This window comes from Nisaea sp. (assembly GCF_965216895.1).
Taxonomy (GTDB): domain Bacteria; phylum Pseudomonadota; class Alphaproteobacteria; order Thalassobaculales; family Thalassobaculaceae; genus Nisaea.
Genome location: NZ_OZ244205.1, coordinates 3519054 through 3535758 on the forward strand (window position 1 = coordinate 3519054; position 16705 = coordinate 3535758).

Genomic DNA, 16705 nt, shown 5'->3' on the forward strand with positions numbered 1-16705 from the left:
ATATCACGTATGGTGTTGTGCGCCGCGGTGCGTTCGACGGCTGAATAAAAAATTAGTCCTATCTATTGACCTTTTCCGTTCCTTTCCGTAGATAGGCGCTCCCGATTGCGGTATAGTGCCGTCATAACGAGAAGTCGGGCGGCGACGAGACCCGAAGCGGATCAGGTCCCCAGAGGCCGAGGGAGAGAGTGGAATGACCACCGATCACATGCTGAAATTCGTCCATACCGCGAAGCGGATGCCGGCGAAACGCAAGGCGGAGGAGCGGCGCCAGGACTTCGGCGAGATCTATGACGAGTTCGCCACGGAGCAGGCGCAGGAGCAGGCCGGCCGGTGCTCGCAATGCGGTGTTCCCTATTGCCAGGTCCATTGCCCGCTCTCGAACAATATCCCCGACTGGCTCATGCTGACCGCCGAGGGACGCCTGGAAGAGGCCTACGAGATCTCCAGCGCGACCAACAATTTTCCCGAGATCTGCGGCCGCATCTGTCCGCAGGACCGGCTCTGCGAAGGCAATTGCGTGATCGAGAAGGGTTTCGACTCGGTCACTATCGGTTCGATCGAGAAGTATATTACCGAGACCGCCTTCGAGCAGGGCTGGGTCACGCCGGTCAAGCCGGTGCAGGAACGCGAGGAGAGTGTCGGCATCATCGGCGGCGGCCCGGGCGGCCTCGCGGCGGCGGAGCAGCTCCGCAAGCGCGGCTACCAGGTGCATGTCTACGACCGATACGATCGCATCGGCGGCCTGATGATCTACGGCATCCCGAACTTCAAGCTGGAGAAGGACGTCGTGCAGCGCCGCGCGAAAGTGCTCTCCGACAGCGGCATCACCTTCCACACCGGCGTCGATGTCGGCAACGACGTGACTGTCGCCGAATTGCGGGAGAAACACGACGCGGTGCTGATCGCGACCGGCGTCTACAAGGCGCGCGAAATGAAGTGCCCGGGAATCGGCCTCGGCAACGTCAACGCGGCGCTCGACTATCTGACAGCGTCCAACCGCATCGGACTGGGTGACAAGGTCCCGGCCTTCGAGGACGGCAGCCTCGACGCAAAGGACAAGGACGTCGTCGTGATCGGCGGCGGTGACACCGCCATGGACTGCGTGCGCACCGCAGTCCGTCAGGGTGCGAAATCGGTGAAATGCGTCTACCGCCGCGACAGGGCCAACATGCCGGGTTCCCAGCGCGAGGTGCAGAATGCCGAGGAGGAGGGGGTCGAGTTCATCTGGCTCGCGGCGCCCGAAGCCTTCACCGGTGACGGGGTGGTTGACGGCGTGCGCTGCCACCGCATTCATCTCGGTGTGCCGGACGCGACCGGACGGCAGGCGCCGCAGGTGGTCGAGGACAGCAGCTTCACGATCCCGGCGGACCTGGCGATCCTGGCGCTCGGCTTCGATCCGGAGGATCTGCCGGAGATGTTCGGCGAGAAGGACCTCAAGGTCTCCCGCTGGGGCACGCTCTCGGTCGATTTCACGACCATGATGACCAGCCTCGACGGCGTCTTCGCCGCCGGCGACATCGTGCGCGGCGCCTCGCTCGTCGTCTGGGCGGTGCGCGACGGCCGCGACGTTGCCGACCAGATCCATGCCTATATCGAGCAGAAGGCCTCGGCCGCGCTCGATCTCGCCTCCTGAAGCCGGGGATGACCGACATGAAGCAGGACAAGAGCCTTCCGATGCGCGATGGCGAGCGTTTCGTCGCCGAGTACCGCGAGAACCTCTCCCGGCTGACCGGGGCGCATGCCTACAACCCGGCGGACGAGCACGAGAACTGCGGCGTCGGCTTCGTCGCCTCGATCGACGGCACGCCGCGGCGCGACGTGGTCGAGGCCGGCATCCAGGCGCTGCAGGCGATCTGGCACCGCGGCGCGGTCGATGCCGACGGCAAGACCGGAGACGGCGCGGGCATTCACCTGCAGATCCCGCAGGACTTCTTCCGCGAGCATGTCGAGCGTGCCGGCCAGCCGGTGAACGACGGCCTGATTGCGGTCGGCATGGTGTTTCTGCCGCGCACCGACCTGGCCGCGCAGGAGCGGTGCCGCTGCATCGTCGAGGAAGAGATCCTTGCGCGCGGCTACAAGATCTTCGGCTGGCGCCAGGTGCCGGTGAATGTCGAGGTGATCGGCGAGAAGGCGAATGCGACCCGTCCCGAAATCGAGCAGATCATGGTCTCGGGCGAGTCCGGCGCGGACGAGGTCATGTTCGAGCGCGATCTCTACGTCATCCGCCGCCGGATCGAGCGCGCGGCGCTGGCGGAGAACATCACCGACTTCTACATCTGTTCGCTCTCCTGCCGGTCGATCATTTACAAGGGCATGTTCCTCGCAGAACAGGTCACGGCCTTCTTCCCCGACCTCCTGGACGAGCGCTTCATCTCCAATTTCGCGATCTACCACCAGCGCTATTCGACCAACACCTTCCCGGCCTGGCGCGCCGCCCAGCCCTTCCGGGTGCTGGCCCACAATGGCGAGATCAACACGCTGAAAGGCTGCTGGAACTGGATGCGCAGCCACGAGACGCGGATGGCCACCGACTCGTTCGGCGAGGAGATCGAGGATATCAAGCCGGTCATTCAGGACGGCAGTTCCGACAGCGCCGCGCTGGACGCGGTGTTCGAGCTGATGGTCCGCGCCGGCCGCTCGCTGCCGATGGTCAAGTCCATGATGATCCCGGAAGCGGTCGCCGACGGTGGCAGCCTCAGCCAGGAACTGCGCGACCTCTATGCCTATTGCAACGCGGTCATGGAGCCGTGGGACGGGCCGGCGGCGATCGCCGCCTATGGCGGGCACTGGGTGCTCGGCGGCATGGACCGCAACGGCCTGCGCCCGATGCGCTACAGCGTCACCAATAACGGCCTGCTGATCGCCGGCTCCGAGACCGGCATGGTCCGCATCAAGGACAAGAACATCATCGAGAAGGGCCGGCTCGATCCGGGCGAGATGATCGCGGTCGACCTAGTCAACGGCAAGCTCTACCACGATTCCGAACTGAAGGAGCATTTGGCCAAGTCCCGTCCCTTCGGAAAATGGATCAAGAAGAGCGTCAAAATCGACGGTCTGATCAAGAGTCACCACGAGGAGAAGGCGGGGCTGGAGCGCGACGAGCTGCGCCGCCGCCAGGTGGTCTCCGGATGGTCGCTCGAGGACATGGAACTGCTTCTGCAGCCGATGGCCGAGGGCGGCAAGGAAGCCATCGGCTCGATGGGGGACGACACCCCGCTCGCGGTGCTGTCCGAGAAATATCGAGGTCTGCACCATTTCTTCCGGCAGAATTTCAGCCAGGTCACCAACCCGCCGATCGACAGTCTGCGCGAGCGCCGGGTGATGACCCTGCGCACCCGTCTCGGCAATCTCGGCAACATTCTCGAAGAGACCGAGGAGCAGTGCGAGCACCTGCTGCTCGAATCCCCGGTGCTCTCGAACGCCGAGTTCCAGGCGATGCGCGACTATATGGGCGACACGGCGGAGGAGATCGACTGCACCTTCGACGTCGCGGGCGGCGAGTCCGCCCTGGCGGAGGCGATCAGCCGGATCCAGCGCGAGGCCGAGGACGCGGTCCGCGGCGGATGTACCCATGTCATCCTCTCCGACAAGGAGATCTCGGCGAAACGCGCCGCGATCCCGATGATCCTCGCGACCGGCGCGGTGCATTCCTATCTCGTGCGCCAGCAGCTGCGGACCTTCACCTCGGTCAACGTCCGCACCGGAGAGTGCCTCGACGTGCATTATTTCTGCGTCCTGATCGGCGTCGGCGCGACGACCGTGAACGCCTATCTGGCGCAGGAGGCGATCGCCGACCGCCATGCCCGCGGGCTCTTTGGCGACAAGACTCTGACCGAGTGCGTCGCGTCCTACCGCAAGGCGATCCAGGACGGCATTCTGAAGGTGATGTCCAAGATGGGCATCTCCGTGCTGTCCTCCTATCGCGGCGGCTACAACTTCGAGGCGGTCGGCCTGTCCCGCTCCCTCGTCGCGCGTTTCTTCCCGGGCATGTCCTCGCGGATCTCGGGACTCGGTCTCGCCGGCATCCAGAAGAAGGCGCTGGAGCAGCACCGCAAGGCCTTCGACGACACCGTCGTCACCCTTCCGGTCGGCGGCCTCTACCGCTTCCGCCGCCAGGGCGAGCGGCATGCCTTCGACGGCCCGATGATGCATACCCTGCAGCATGCCGTCGCGACCGACAGCTATCATCTCTACAAGAAGTACGCGGCGGAGATCTACGCCCAGAAGCCGATCAATCTCCGCGACCTGCTCGGTTTCAAGCCGACCGGCCAGGAAGTGGCGCTCGAGGATGTCTCCTCGATCACCGAGATCCGCAAGCGGCTGGTGGCACCGGGCATCTCCCTCGGCGCGCTCAGCCCGGAGGCGCACGAGACGCTCTCCATCGCCATGAACCGGATCGGCGCCAAGTCCGATAGCGGCGAGGGCGGCGAGGATCCGGCGCGCTTCAAGCCGCGGGCCAACGGCGACAATCCGAGTTCGGCGATCAAGCAGGTCGCGTCCGGCCGCTTCGGCGTCACGGCGGAGTACCTGAACAACTGCCGCGAGCTCGAGATCAAGGTCGCCCAGGGCGCGAAGCCGGGCGAAGGCGGTCAGCTTCCCGGGATCAAGGTGAATGCCATGATCGCGAAGCTCCGGCATTCGACAGAGGGCGTGACGCTGATCTCGCCGCCGCCGCACCACGACATCTACTCGATCGAGGATCTGGCGCAGCTGATCTACGATCTGAAGCAGATCAATCCGGAGGCCCGGGTCTGCGTGAAGCTCGTCGCCTCTTCCGGTATCGGTACGATCGCCGCCGGCGTCGCCAAGGCCAAGGCCGACACGATCCTGATCTCCGGCCATGGCGGCGGCACCGGCGCCAGCCCGCAGACCAGCATCAAATATGCCGGCATTCCGTGGGAAATGGGTCTTTCGGAAGTGCATCAGGTGCTGACCCTGAACCGGCTGCGGCACAAGGTGGCGCTGCGGGTCGATGGCGGTTTCCGCACCGGCCGCGACGTGGTCGTCGCGGCCATCCTCGGGGCCGAGGAATTCGGTATCGGCACCGCCTCGCTGGTGGCAATGGGGTGCATCATGGTGCGCCAGTGTCACAGCAACACCTGCCCGGTCGGGGTCTGCACCCAGGACCAGAGCCTGCGTGCGAAGTTCGACGGCACGCCGGAGAAGGTGGTGAACCTGTTCTCCTTCATCGCCGAGGAGGTGCGCGAGATCCTCTCCGATCTCGGCGTGCGGAGCCTCGAGGAAGTGATCGGACGGACCGACCTTCTGCACCAGGTCAGCCGCGGCGATCCCTCGCTCGACGATCTCGATCTCAACCCGATCCTGGTGCGCGCCGATTCGGGCGGGCTGCCGGTGATGAACGCGGTCGAGGGCCGCAACGAGGTGCCGGAGACGCTGGACGCGCAGATGATCAAGGATGCGCAGCCGGCGCTCGATGGCGGTGAGAAGATGCAGCTCACCTACAATATCGCCAACACCCTGCGGGCCATCGGCACCAAGCTCAGTTCCCGGATCACCCGGAAATACGGCATGACTGGGCTGCAGCCGGGCCATATCACGGTCCGCCTTCGCGGTTCCGCCGGCCAGTCGCTCGGCGCCTTCGCGGTGCAGGGCCTGAAACTGGAAGTGTTCGGCGATGCCAACGACTATGTCGGCAAGGGTCTCTCCGGCGGGACCATCGTCATCCGTCAGATGACGGCGGCGCAGTTCCCGTCGAACGAGAACACCATCGTCGGCAATACGGTGCTCTACGGCGCGACCGCGGGCCAGCTCTTCGCGGCCGGACAGGCGGGCGAACGCTTCGCCGTCCGCAACTCCGGCGCCGAGGCGGTGGTCGAGGGCTGCGGCTCCAACGGCTGCGAATACATGACCGGCGGAACCGCCGTGCTGCTCGGCCCGGTCGGCGAGAATTTCGGCGCCGGCATGACCGGGGGCATGGCCTTCGTCTATGACAGCGACGGCAGTTTCGAGCGGAACGTGAACCCGGAGACGTTGCTCTGGCAGCGGATCGAGACCGACTACTGGGAAGCGGTCCTGAAGCGTCTGGTGCAGGAGCACGCGGAACAGACCCAGTCCCGCTTCGCAGAGCGTCTGCTGATCAACTGGAGCCAGGAGATCGGGACCTTCTGGCAGGTCGTGCCGAAGGAGATGGTCGCGCGCCTGCAGCAGCCGCTCAGCTACTCGAGCCGGGAAAAACGCGCTTGAGCGACGGGCGGTTCACGCTCTATGGCGACCGGCGTTCCGGAAATTGCCTGAAGATCGTCTACACGGCCGATCTTCTCGGTCTCGACTATCGTTTCGTCGATGTCGACATTATGACGGGCGAGAGCCGGACGCCTGAATTCCTGGCGGTCAATCCGGCGGGGCAGGTCCCGGCGGTGGATTTCGGCGGCGGTCGGACGCTCGCGCAGTCGAATGCCGTGCTGGTCTGTCTGGCGGAAGGTACCTCCCTGCTGCCGGCAGATGTCTTCGACCGTGCCAAGGTGCTGGAGTGGCTGTTCTGGGAACAGTACAGTCACGAGCCCTATGTCGCGGTCTGCCGCTTCCAGATGGTCTATGAGGGCAAACCGGCGGAAGAGCGCGAAGGCTGGCGCGTGACGAAGGCCGAGGCGGCGCTCGATCACATGGAGCGGCAACTCGCGGGGAAGCCGTTCCTCGTCGGCACACGCCTGACGATCGCGGACATCTCGCTGCTCGCCTATACGCGGCTTGCCGGGGAAGGCGGGTTCGACCTTGCGGGCCGTCCGAAGCTTGGCGCCTGGATCGCCCGCTGCGAGAGCGAGCTGGGGATCGCCGGGGCGGGGTGAATCTCCAGAGTTCGCGTCATCCCGGGCTCGACCCGGGACCTTCGAAGACAGCGCAGTCCGGCGTTCGACAGGATCCCGGCCCTGCGGCCGGGAAGAGGTTGCTTCAACGAGAAACAAAACGCCCGGGCCTTGGAGCCCGGGCGTCGTTTATTCGGAGGTCGGTATCAGGTCAGACCCTACGCCGCCTTCTTGTTCTCGATCGCAGGAACGCCGGAACGCACCTCGATCTTGCGCGGCTTCGCCTCCTCCGGAATCTCGCGGACGAGGGAGACGTGAAGCAGGCCGTTCTCAAGATCCGCACCGGTCACCTTGATGAAGTCGGCGAGCTCGAAGCGGCGCTCGAAGGCGCGTTCGGCGATGCCGCGATGCAGGAACTGGCGGCCGTCGCTTTCCTCGCTCTTCTCGACCTTGCCGGTGACGATCAGCGAGTTCTGGGTCACCGTGACGTCGATGTCCTTCTCGGCGAAACCGGCGACCGCCATGGTGATGCGGTAATCGTCCTCGCTCACCTTCTCGATATTGTAGGGCGGGTAGGCAGGGGCATTGCTGGCCGCGGGGCTACGCAGCGCCGCATCGGCAAGCTGGGCCATCCGGTCGAAACCGACGGAATTGCGGAACATCGGGGAAAAGTCGATCGTACGCATCGGTCCATATCCTTTCAAAGCAACATGGTCGTCAAACTGTCACCCGCCTTGTCAGAAGGCCGGGTGGCGTGTCCAAAGGCCCCGTCCCGAACGTGGCAACGGCGCCTGACTGAAAATCTGGGAAGCCGAAAAACGGATTCAAGAGGGACATGCGCAAAGAAAAACGGGCGCCCCGAAGGACGCCCGTTTCCGTCGCCACAGGGCCGGAGCCCTTGGAAAACCCGGTATTAGATGCCGAGGTTGGCGAAGCGCTTGTTGAAGCGCGCCACCTGGCCGCCGCTGTCGACGATCCGGTGCTGACCGGTCCAGGCCGGATGGGTCTTCGGATCGATCTCGAGCCGCAGAACGTCACCCGCGTTGCCCCAGGTCGACTGGGTCTTGTATTCGGTGCCGTCGGTCATCACGACAGTGATTTCGTGATAATCGGGATGGATATCAGCCTTCATTTCTCGTACTCCTGCCCCCGAGCGTTCATGGGCGCGGGTATAAATCCTGATCAAGAGCGCGACGATATATAGGAGACAGGTGCCGAGCGCAAGTGCGAAGGCGCCTGTTTTTTGCGGGAAACCGGTATGAGTGAAGAGAACAGTCGGCGCGACCTCGGCCCCCTGAAGGCCCTGATGCCGTTCGTGCGGCCCTACAAACTGCAGATCGCGGGCGCGCTGGTGGCGCTGGTGGTCGCGGCGGTGACCGTGCTGGCCATGGGCAACGGACTGCGCCACCTGGTCGATAACGGCTTCTCCGCCGGCGACCCGGAGCTGCTCGACCAGGCGGTGATCGTGCTGCTCGGCGTGGTGATCCTGCTGGCGGGCGCGAGCTATGCCCGCTTCTATCTCGTCTCCTGGATCGGCGAGCGGGTCGTGGCGGATATCCGCAAGGCGGTGTTCAACCACGTGATCTCGCTCAGCCCCGGCTATTTCGAGACCATGCGCACCGGCGAGCTGCTCTCCCGCATCGCCACGGACACCACGCTGGTGCAGACGGTGGTCGGCTCCTCGGTCTCGATCGCCCTGCGCAACACGCTGCTCTTTCTCGGCGCCATGGTCATGCTGCTGGTCACCAGCGCCAAACTGACCGGCTACGTCTTCCTCGTGGTGCCCATCGTCGTGGTGCCGATCATCGTCTTCGGCCGCAAGGTGCGGAAACTTTCCCGCGAGACCCAGGACCGGGTCGCCGATCTCGGTTCCTATGCCGAGGAGACGCTCTATGGCATCCGCGCCGTGCAGGCCTTCGCGCACGAACCGGTGGACCGGGCGAATTTCGGTGCGCGGGTCGAGGACGCGCTCTTCACCTCGCTCCGCCGCATCCGCGCCCGCGCGGCCCTCACCGCCATCGTCATCACGCTGGTCTTCGGCTCCGTCGCGGTGATCCTCTGGATCGGCGGCAGGGACGTTCTGGACGGCCGGATCAGCGGCGGCGAGCTCTCGGCCTTCGTGTTCTATGCCGCCGTCGTCGCCGGCTCCACCGGCGCGCTCTCGGAGGTGATCGGCGATTTGCAGCGGGCGGCGGGCGCGATGGAGCGGCTGATGGGCCTGCTGAAGGCGGAGAGCGAGGTCTCGGCGCCCGCGAATCCCGTCGCGTTGCCGAGCCCGGCCAAGGGCGTCGTCGCCTTCGAGGATGTCGAGTTCCGCTATCCGGCGCGCCCGGACGTGGCCTCGCTCAGCGGTTTCAGCGCCAAGGTGTCGCCGGGCGAGCGGGTCGCCGTGGTCGGCCCGTCCGGCGCCGGCAAGTCGACCATCTTCCAGCTCCTGCTGCGGTTCTACGATCCGCAGTCCGGCAGGGTGACGATCGACGGCGTCGATCTCCGCGATGCCGATCCGGCCGCCTTCCGCGCACTGATCGGGCTGGTGCCTCAGGAACCGGTGATCTTCTCCGACAATGCGATGGAGAACATCCGCTACGGCCGCCCGGACGCATCGGACGCGGAAGTTCGCGCCGCGGCCGAGGCGGCGAACGCGAAGAGTTTCATCGAGGCCCTGCCGGATGGCTATGCCACCCATCTCGGCGAGAAGGGCGTCCGCCTTTCCGGCGGCCAACGCCAGCGCATCGCCATCGCCCGCGCCATCCTGCGCGACCCCGCCATCCTGCTGCTCGACGAGGCGACCAGCGCGCTCGATGCCGAGAGCGAGCGGGCGGTGCAGAAGGCCCTTGAGGCGATCATGCCGGGGCGCACCACGCTGGTCATTGCCCACCGCCTCGCGACGGTGCTGAAGGCCGACCGCATCCTGGTGCTGGAAGAGGGCCGTCTGGTTGCCGAGGGCAAGCATGCCGAGTTGCTGGAGACGAGCCCGCTCTACCGCCACCTCGCCGATCTGCAGTTCGCCGACAGCGCCGCGGCGGGGCTGGCGATCTCGGCGGAATAGGCCACCGGGATCGTTCCGCGAGATGTCGTGGAGTCCGGTTCGAGCGTTGGGTCGCAATAAGATAAAATTTACTTGTTTCCGCCAGACTCCCAATATGGCGGTCCGATAGGTCCGCTGCACCACTGGCCCTCGAAGGCATCATAGACATCGGCCGGGGGTTGCAAGGCACGGCGCGGGGCGCCGGGATTGCGAGGGAGATGTTCAAGCAACCGCGGACCGTGAACGTCCGGAGACTGCGTCGGCGCCTGATGCTGGCCTACGCTACCGGCACGCTGGTGATGTGCTCCATCGTTGCCGCGGCCGCGATCCTGCCCCTGCAGGACCAGCTCCTCTCCGAAGCGCGTTCGGGGTTGTCGCGGTATGCCGACAGTCGCGCCCAGGCTGTCCATCAGCTCGTCGAGAAGGCGTCGGGCGTGGCCGAACAGATCGCGAGCCGCACGCGGGCCCGCAACCTGCTCGAGCAGCTCATCGCCGGTACCGTGGCGCCGTCGGATTATGTGCGGGAAACCGAGCGCATTCTGACCGACGCGCTGGACCGCACGCCGGATGTTCTCTCGATATTGCGCCTGGACCTCGCAGCGACCGAGGTTGCGCGTGTCGGCTCCGGGTTTGATTTCGCTCCGTACATGTCACATGCGGGTGCCCGGGACACGGCGCGTCCGTATGGCCCCGTGATGATCGGCGGACGGCCGCATCTGATCGTCACGGCGCCCATCCGGGCGTCTTCCGGTAGGCGGATCGGAACCGACATGGTGCTCTACCGCATGGGGGGACTGGCGGCGCTGCTCACGCCGTCGAACGGGCAGGGGCTGGTCTTCCTGCGGTACGAGACGGACAATACCGCCGGGCTCCTGGCCGTTGCGCCCCCCGGCGAAGAGAGCGGCGCCGGGTTCGTCATGCTTGACGCAGCGTCGCGGGAGCACCCCTGGTTGGCCCTGGCCGCGGAGGAGTTCGAGACTGTCGAGCGCACCAGCGTCAGCGACCATTCCGGAATTGTCGTCGCGCTTTCCCCCATCGCCGGCATGCCCTGGCTGATCGGCGTGGCCTCGGAGCAGAACCAGATCTTCGAGCCGGTCAACGATCTGATTCTGACGATCATCTGGATTCTCGTCGGCCTGACGCTTCTGGGCTCGCTGCTGCTGGCGTTCGGTCTCAAACCACTTACCGGTCGAATGCTCTACGACGCGGCGGCTCTCGAGGAGGAGGTGAGCAGGAAAACGGCGGAACTCCGGAGAGCAAAGGAAGAGGCCGTCGCGGCCTCGGAGGTGAAATCGCGCTTCGTTGCGGCCGTCTCCCATGAACTGCGCACCCCGTTGACCGGTCTCCTCGGAATGCTCGACCTTGCGGTTCTGCGGTCCTCGATCGACGAGATCAAGCAGGATGTCGAGACGGCGCGCGGCGCCGGCCGGCATCTGCTCGCGCTCGTCAACCAGGTCCTGGATTTCTCCAAAGTCGAGGCTGACAAGCTCGAGCTTCGCGTCCGTCCCTTCTCGCCCCACAAGGTCATCGGAGCGGCCGTGTCGATGCTTGCCGTTCAGGCTCAGGCGAAGGACCTCGAGTTCACGATCGAGACGGATGACGAACCGCCGCCACCGGTGCTTGGAGACCCGGATCGCTATGCCCAGATCATCGTCAATCTCGTCGGCAATGCGATCAAGTTCACGGATGCGGGCTCGGTGGTTGTGGAGTTCCGCTGGAATACGCTGCCCAACTGCCGCATCAGGCTGGTCACCAAGGTTGTCGATACCGGACCCGGGATTTCCGAAGAACATCATGGCGAGCTGTTCAGGGAGTTCTCGCAACTCAAGGCGTCCCGGTCGAACCGGGCCTCCGGCACCGGCCTCGGGCTGGCCCTTTCCTCCCGGCTCGCCGCGTTGATGGACAGTCGGATCGAGGTCGAGAGTACCCTCGGCGCCGGTTCGACCTTTTCCTTTTCTGTGGAGCTGGAACCCGCCCCGCCGGAGGACGAGAGGCTAACCGCCAAGGCAGCCGTGCCGGACCGGGCGTTGCGCATCCTGGTCGTCGACGACGTTCCCCTCAACCGGGACATCGTCCGGATGTATCTCGGCAAGCTCGGCCATACGGTCGAGGAAGCGGCCAATGGCCGGGAATGCCTCGAACTGGTCAGGCGGACCGAGCCGCCCTTCGATGCAATTCTGATGGATGTCGAGATGCCGGTGATGGATGGCGTCGAGGCGAGCAAACGTATCCGTGCCCTCGATCTCCCGGCGTCGAGAACCCCCATTCTCGCCCTGACCGCGAATGCCTTCGCCGAGCAGAGACGTGAATACATCGCCGCGGGCATGACCGATTGTCTCGCCAAGCCGATCGAATGGCCGGATCTGCTCGAGGCTCTGGCGCTTGCCTCCGGAGCCGAGGCCACGATCGCCGATCAGGCGGCAGAGGACGATGGATCCGCTTCCATGGCGATATCGGGCGTCCTGATCGACCGAGGGCAGATCGATCCGGTTGCCGGAGCCATCGGGCATCACGAGGCGGTAAAGGTGATGCGCGACAGCCTGGATGAAGTGCGTGAGGTGCTGGAGTTGCTGAAGGCCGGCGCCGTCACGGACGATGGCCGCCTGCGCGAGCTGCGGAGAATTCGGGATCTGTCGGCCAATCTCGGCATGATCCGGATCGCGGACATCGCCGGTCTTCTGGAACGGAGCGTCCGCAACGAGCGCGGGACGGCCCGATTGCTTTCCGATCTCGGCAGCGCCATCGAACAGACGGGAACGGCACTCGAGCGTTTCGCCGGAGATCGCGGGGCGGGTTCTCGCTGAATGGGGTAGTGTCCGTTCAGCGCTGCGTCAGTTTCATCTCGATGCGGCGGTTGCGGCGGTTGCCGATCTCGTCCTTGCGCTCGTCGATCGGCTGGAACTCTCCATAGCCGGTGGCGGACAGCTTTTCCGCCGGAATGCCCTCCGCGATCAGGGTCTGGACCACCGAGATGGCACGGGCGGCGGAGAGGTCCCAGTTGTTCTTGAAGCGCTCGTTGTAGATCGGCACCGGGTCGGTATGGCCCTCGACCTGGAGGATCCAGTCGATCTCCGCCGGGATCTTCGAGGCGATGTCCTTCAGCTGGTCGGCGAACTGGCGGAGCTGGATCTGGCCGCGAGGACCGATCTGGTCCGAGCCGCTGTCGAACAACACCTCCGACTGGAAGACGAAGCGGTCGCCGACGATGCGGATGCCCTCGCGCCCGCTCAATACCTCGCGCAGGCGGCCGAAGAATTCCGAGCGGAACCTCGCCAGTTCCTGCACCTTGGTGGCGAGCGCGCGGTTCAGCTTGGCGCCGAGATCGACGATCTCGACCTTCTGCTCCTTGTTTACCGCCTCAAGCGCGTCCATCGCCTCCTGCAGGGCAAGGAGCTGTTCGCGCAGCGCCCGCATCTGCCGGTTCAGCAGCGCGACTTCCTCCTGCGCCTTGGCGGAGATCTCCTTTTCCGCGCCGAGCGCGGCGGCGGTCTCGTTGAAGTCGGCGGTCAGCTCGGCGAGCCGGATATCCCGCGCCTCGATCTCCTGCTGCTGCAGGACGGTGCGTTCCTCGCTGCTCGAGAGCTCGGCCGTCAGTTCCTTCGAGCGGTCGCGCAGCGCGCTCATCTCGGCCCGCAGCTGCTCGATCCGGGCCTGCCGTTCCTCCGCCGTCATCTTCGCCGCGTCGAGCTGGTCCCGGGTCTCGCCGAGGTCGCTCTCGAGGGTCTCTTTCAGCGCCGCAAGCTCGGCGACCTCGCCCTCGAGCCGTTCGCGGGCATCCTTCAGCGCGAGCAGGTCGCGGCGCAGGCTCTCAAGCTCCTTCAGCTGCGTCTTGATCGTCTCGCGGTCGGCCGCGATTACCTTGAAGGCGTCTTCCAGCCCGGCGCTGACCTCGTCGCGCTCAGCCCTGACCACGGCCATCTCGTTCTCGACCGAGCGCAGCTTGGAGAGCAGGGCGTCGCGCTCGCTCAGTACCTCGGACAGGCGCTGGTCGAGGCCGGCCCGGCTGTTTTCCAGTTCGGACAGGCGCTGCTGCATGTTCGAACGGTCCCGTACCGACTCGGCCAGCCGGTCCTCGAGCTGGTCGCGCTGGGAAATCAGCTGGGTGACCTGCTGGGAAAGGGCGTCGCGGCGGGCGATCGAGGCCTGAAGTTCGGTGGAGAGCTGGGCGACGTTCAGGCGCAGCTCGGCATTGGTCTCCCGCTCCAGATTCAGCAGGTCCGACAGTTCCGCGATCTCGGCCTGCAGGTTCTTCAGCGCCTCGTCCCGCCCGGAAAGCGCCTGGGTCAGGTAGAATTGCGAGACGATGAAGACCATCAGCACGAAGATGATCACCATCAGCAGCGTGGCGAGCGCGTCGACGAAGCCGGGCCAGATGTTCGTGTCGCGCGTCGAGGCGCGGCTGCGGGCGGACATGGCCGCGCTCCCCTAGCGTTCTTCCTCGGCCAGCGCAGCGATGGTGCGTGCGACGAGCCGGATCTCCTGGCGGATTTCCTCGACGGTCCGGTTGCGGCCTTCCGAGGCCTCTTCCACGAGACGGGCGACATAGGCTTCGATGTTGCGGAGATGGGTGCGCATGAGTTCGTCCCGCCCGCCGGTCTGGCCCTCGGCGATCTTGGCCAGCACGGGGCGAATCTCGAGCTGGGCCTCGCCGATCTTGCTCATGAGGTCCTGCTCGGTGCGCATCTGGTCGACCAGCGTGCCGAGCTTCTCGTTCAGCGCCATCAGATTGGCATTGGCCTGCCGGCGGTCGTCCTCGCTCCTGAGGATGACCCGCTGCAGCTTGTCGAGGCTGTCCGCCGTCTGCTCCCAGAGCGCGGTCTGGTAGGCGCTTGCGGAATGTTCCCCGTCCGCCAGCACGCCGCCGCCGGAGCTGAGCCGGGTCAGGCCCGAGAGCCATTCCTCGAGGTCGTTGTAGAAGCGGTTCTGCGCCTGGCCGAGCTGCAGCTCCATGAAGCCGAGGATGAGCGAACCGGCGAGACCGAAGAGCGAGGAACTGAACGCCGTCGCCATGCCGCCAAGCGGGCTCTCCAGGCCCGATTTGAGATCGTCGAAGACGGTGCCGAGATCGCCGCTCTCGATGCTGAGGCTGTTGATCACGTCGCCGACGGCGCCGACCGTCTGGAGCAGTCCCCAGAACGTGCCGAGCAGGCCGAGAAAGATCAGCAGGCCAATGATGTAGCGCGAAATGTCCCGGCTCTCCGCGAGGCGGGCATCGATGGAATCGAGCAGCGAGCGCAGGGACATGGCCGAGAGGCTGACCCGCTCGTCCCGCCGCTCGCCCAGCATGGTCGCGACCGGGGCGAGCAGGGTCGGGGCCTGCTGCATCGAGAGGCCGGGCTGCGAGGTCCGGTAGGATTCGATCCACGAGACCTCCGGGCCGAGCGAGACGACCTGGCGGACGATGTAGAGAATGCCGATGGCGAGCGTCGCCAGGATCATCCCGTTCAGCGCCGCGTTCGCCATGAAGGCGTCGAACAGAGGGGCGAAGAGCAGCACCGCCACCGCGACGACGAGCAACAGGAATATCGCCATGCGGACGAGAAAACGCGTTGGTCTGGTCACCTGATCGATCCCCTGAACTCGGGCCGCGCGTGGCGGCCTTGGACATGTGTTCCGGTTACGTATCCGGATTTATGGTCGGAAAATGCGGCGATATTCGGTCCACGCCCCCTTGCCGGTCGGCGCCCCCCCAGCGGTCAGCGCTCGACCAGGGTCAGATCGACCCGGTCGGCCGGCGCCCCCGGCGCTTTGTCGCCGAGCGCGCGCACATCCATGCGGGTGCTGGCGATGCCCTCGCGGATCAGGAAGGATCGTACCTCGAGGGCCCGGGAGAGCGAGAGCCGCCGCGCCTTTGCTTCCGAGCGCTCGCCGGAGCTTGCATAGGCCATCAGCTGCACCCGAAGAGTCTCGTCCGCCTTCATTTTCGCCGCAATGCTCCCAAGCACGTTGTCCGCATCGTCGGGCAGGGACTTGCTGTCCGCTTCGAAGACCACGCTGATCGCGGCGCTGTTCGCCGACGCGGCCGGTGCCGGCGCCGGTGCCTTCGGCGCGGCGGGGGCGGACGCGACCTGCTTCGCCGGCTCGGGCGTCTTGGCGGGTGGGGACGCCTTTGGCGTCCCCGCGGTCACGGCGGCCGGTGGTGGTGGCGGCGGCGGGACCGCGGCCGTGCGGGCGCCTGAGGCGGGCGGCGGCGGGACTTCGATCGCGGGAATGCTCGTGGTCGCCCTGCTGCTGGTCGCCCTGCTGCTGGCCGTCCTGCTGCTGGTCTGCGGCGCCGCCGGTGCAGGCGCCGGAATGGCGACCTTGGCCGGTGCGGCGACTTTCGGTGCCGGCGTCGCGGCAACTTTCGGAGCGCTCGGAACCGGTGCGGTGACACGGGGGGCTGCCGGCACGGCGGCTGTCCGGGTCGGCGCCGCCGGAGCGGGGGCGATCCGCCGTGCGGTCGGCAGGGCTGCCGCCGGCGGTTTCGGCGCAACCGGTGCGGTCGCGGGCGGCGCGGCGGTCAGACGTCGTGTCGCCGTCTGCGGCGGGCGACTCGGCGGTGGCAGCGGAGCGCCGCGTGTGACGGACGGTCGCGCCTCGCCCGGCAGGGGCAGCGGCGTGCCGCCCTGGACCTTGCCGCGCCGGATATCGGCGCGCAGCAGCCCGGCGACATTCGGCGGGGTGCCGAGCGCGTCGAGCACATCGAGGTTGATTTCGACCTGCTCGCCCGTGCCGCCGATATAGACGGTCTCCTGGCCGAGCGCGGCGCCGGCCGGCAGGGCTAGCAGGCCTGCGAGAAGGAATAGGGCGGGGCGTCGGCCCGGATATCGTGACTCGGCCATTGCTGCGCGTCCTCAGTGGGAGATCCAGTCTTGGAAAGGACCTTATCCCAACACGGCTTTTGGCGACAACAGCCTAGGGGCGGGCG

General features: G+C 66.1%; 10 protein-coding genes. 5 read left to right on the forward strand and 5 right to left on the reverse strand.

Annotated elements, in window-relative coordinates:
- Positions 1 to 193: 193 nt before the first annotated feature.
- Genes ACOOE1_RS16910 through ACOOE1_RS16920 form a run of 3 tightly spaced genes read left to right on the forward strand, consistent with a single transcriptional unit; the run spans position 194 to position 6809 of the window.
- Complete coding sequence (locus tag ACOOE1_RS16910; protein WP_420403374.1) at positions 194 to 1636, forward strand: NAD(P)-dependent oxidoreductase; 1443 nt, start codon at positions 194 to 196, stop codon at positions 1634 to 1636.
- 8 nt (positions 1637 to 1644) lie between these two features.
- Positions 1645 to 6207, forward strand: a complete 4563-nt coding sequence (gltB, locus tag ACOOE1_RS16915; protein ID WP_420403375.1) for a glutamate synthase large subunit — start codon at positions 1645 to 1647, stop codon at positions 6205 to 6207.
- Positions 6204 to 6809, forward strand: a complete 606-nt coding sequence (locus tag ACOOE1_RS16920) for a glutathione S-transferase family protein (protein WP_420403376.1) — start codon at positions 6204 to 6206, stop codon at positions 6807 to 6809. Before gltB ends, ACOOE1_RS16920 begins: the two co-directional genes overlap by 4 nt.
- Before the next feature lie 176 nt (positions 6810 to 6985).
- Here ACOOE1_RS16920 and ACOOE1_RS16925 read toward each other — a convergent pair whose 3' ends face one another.
- Both ACOOE1_RS16925 and rpmE read right to left on the reverse strand, forming a co-directional pair.
- Complete coding sequence (locus ACOOE1_RS16925) at positions 6986 to 7453, reverse strand: Hsp20 family protein (RefSeq protein WP_420403377.1); 468 nt, start codon at positions 7451 to 7453, stop codon at positions 6986 to 6988.
- Positions 7454 to 7680: 227 nt separating this feature from the next.
- Complete coding sequence (rpmE, locus tag ACOOE1_RS16930) at positions 7681 to 7899, reverse strand: 50S ribosomal protein L31 (RefSeq protein ID WP_257771404.1); 219 nt, start codon at positions 7897 to 7899, stop codon at positions 7681 to 7683.
- 126 nt (positions 7900 to 8025) lie between these two features.
- On the opposite strand from rpmE, the gene ACOOE1_RS16935 reads away from it, so the two are divergent.
- Together ACOOE1_RS16935 and ACOOE1_RS16940 are read left to right on the forward strand one after the other, a co-directional pair.
- On the forward strand, positions 8026 to 9816 hold the full coding sequence (locus ACOOE1_RS16935) for an ABC transporter transmembrane domain-containing protein (RefSeq protein ID WP_420403378.1): 1791 nt from the start codon (positions 8026 to 8028) through the stop codon (positions 9814 to 9816).
- A 197-nt stretch (positions 9817 to 10013) separates the two neighbouring features.
- Positions 10014 to 12599: a response regulator gene (locus ACOOE1_RS16940; protein WP_420403379.1), complete on the forward strand. Its 2586-nt coding sequence runs from the start codon at positions 10014 to 10016 to the stop codon at positions 12597 to 12599.
- Between the two features lie 16 nt (positions 12600 to 12615).
- Here ACOOE1_RS16940 and ACOOE1_RS16945 read toward each other — a convergent pair whose 3' ends face one another.
- The 3 genes from ACOOE1_RS16945 to ACOOE1_RS16955 all read right to left on the reverse strand — a co-directional run bounded on the left by ACOOE1_RS16945 (position 12616) and on the right by ACOOE1_RS16955 (position 16619).
- Complete coding sequence (locus ACOOE1_RS16945; protein WP_420403380.1) at positions 12616 to 14208, reverse strand: peptidoglycan -binding protein; 1593 nt, start codon at positions 14206 to 14208, stop codon at positions 12616 to 12618.
- Between the two features lie 12 nt (positions 14209 to 14220).
- Entirely contained in the window at positions 14221 to 15357 is a 1137-nt protein-coding gene (locus ACOOE1_RS16950) for a flagellar motor protein MotA (RefSeq protein WP_420403381.1), read from the reverse strand.
- Positions 15358 to 15491: 134 nt separating this feature from the next.
- Positions 15492 to 16619, reverse strand: coding sequence for an OmpA family protein (locus tag ACOOE1_RS16955; protein WP_420403382.1), 1128 nt, complete (start codon positions 16617 to 16619; stop codon positions 15492 to 15494).
- Positions 16620 to 16705 lie beyond the last annotated feature (86 nt).

Excerpts from the sequence above, each read along its gene's own strand:
- ACOOE1_RS16935 (WP_420403378.1), top strand. The coding sequence starts at position 8,026 with ATGAGTGAAGAGAACAGTCGGCGCGACCTCGGCCCCCTGAAGGCCCTG.
- ACOOE1_RS16925 (WP_420403377.1), bottom strand. The coding sequence starts at position 7,453 with ATGCGTACGATCGACTTTTCCCCGATGTTCCGCAATTCCGTCGGTTTC.
- gltB (WP_420403375.1), top strand. The coding sequence starts at position 1,645 with ATGACCGACATGAAGCAGGACAAGAGCCTTCCGATGCGCGATGGCGAG.
- ACOOE1_RS16910 (WP_420403374.1), top strand. The coding sequence starts at position 194 with ATGACCACCGATCACATGCTGAAATTCGTCCATACCGCGAAGCGGATG.
- ACOOE1_RS16945 (WP_420403380.1), bottom strand. The coding sequence starts at position 14,208 with ATGTCCGCCCGCAGCCGCGCCTCGACGCGCGACACGAACATCTGGCCC.
- ACOOE1_RS16955 (WP_420403382.1), bottom strand. The coding sequence starts at position 16,619 with ATGGCCGAGTCACGATATCCGGGCCGACGCCCCGCCCTATTCCTTCTC.
- rpmE (WP_257771404.1), bottom strand. The coding sequence starts at position 7,899 with ATGAAGGCTGATATCCATCCCGATTATCACGAAATCACTGTCGTGATG.
- ACOOE1_RS16940 (WP_420403379.1), top strand. The coding sequence starts at position 10,014 with ATGTTCAAGCAACCGCGGACCGTGAACGTCCGGAGACTGCGTCGGCGC.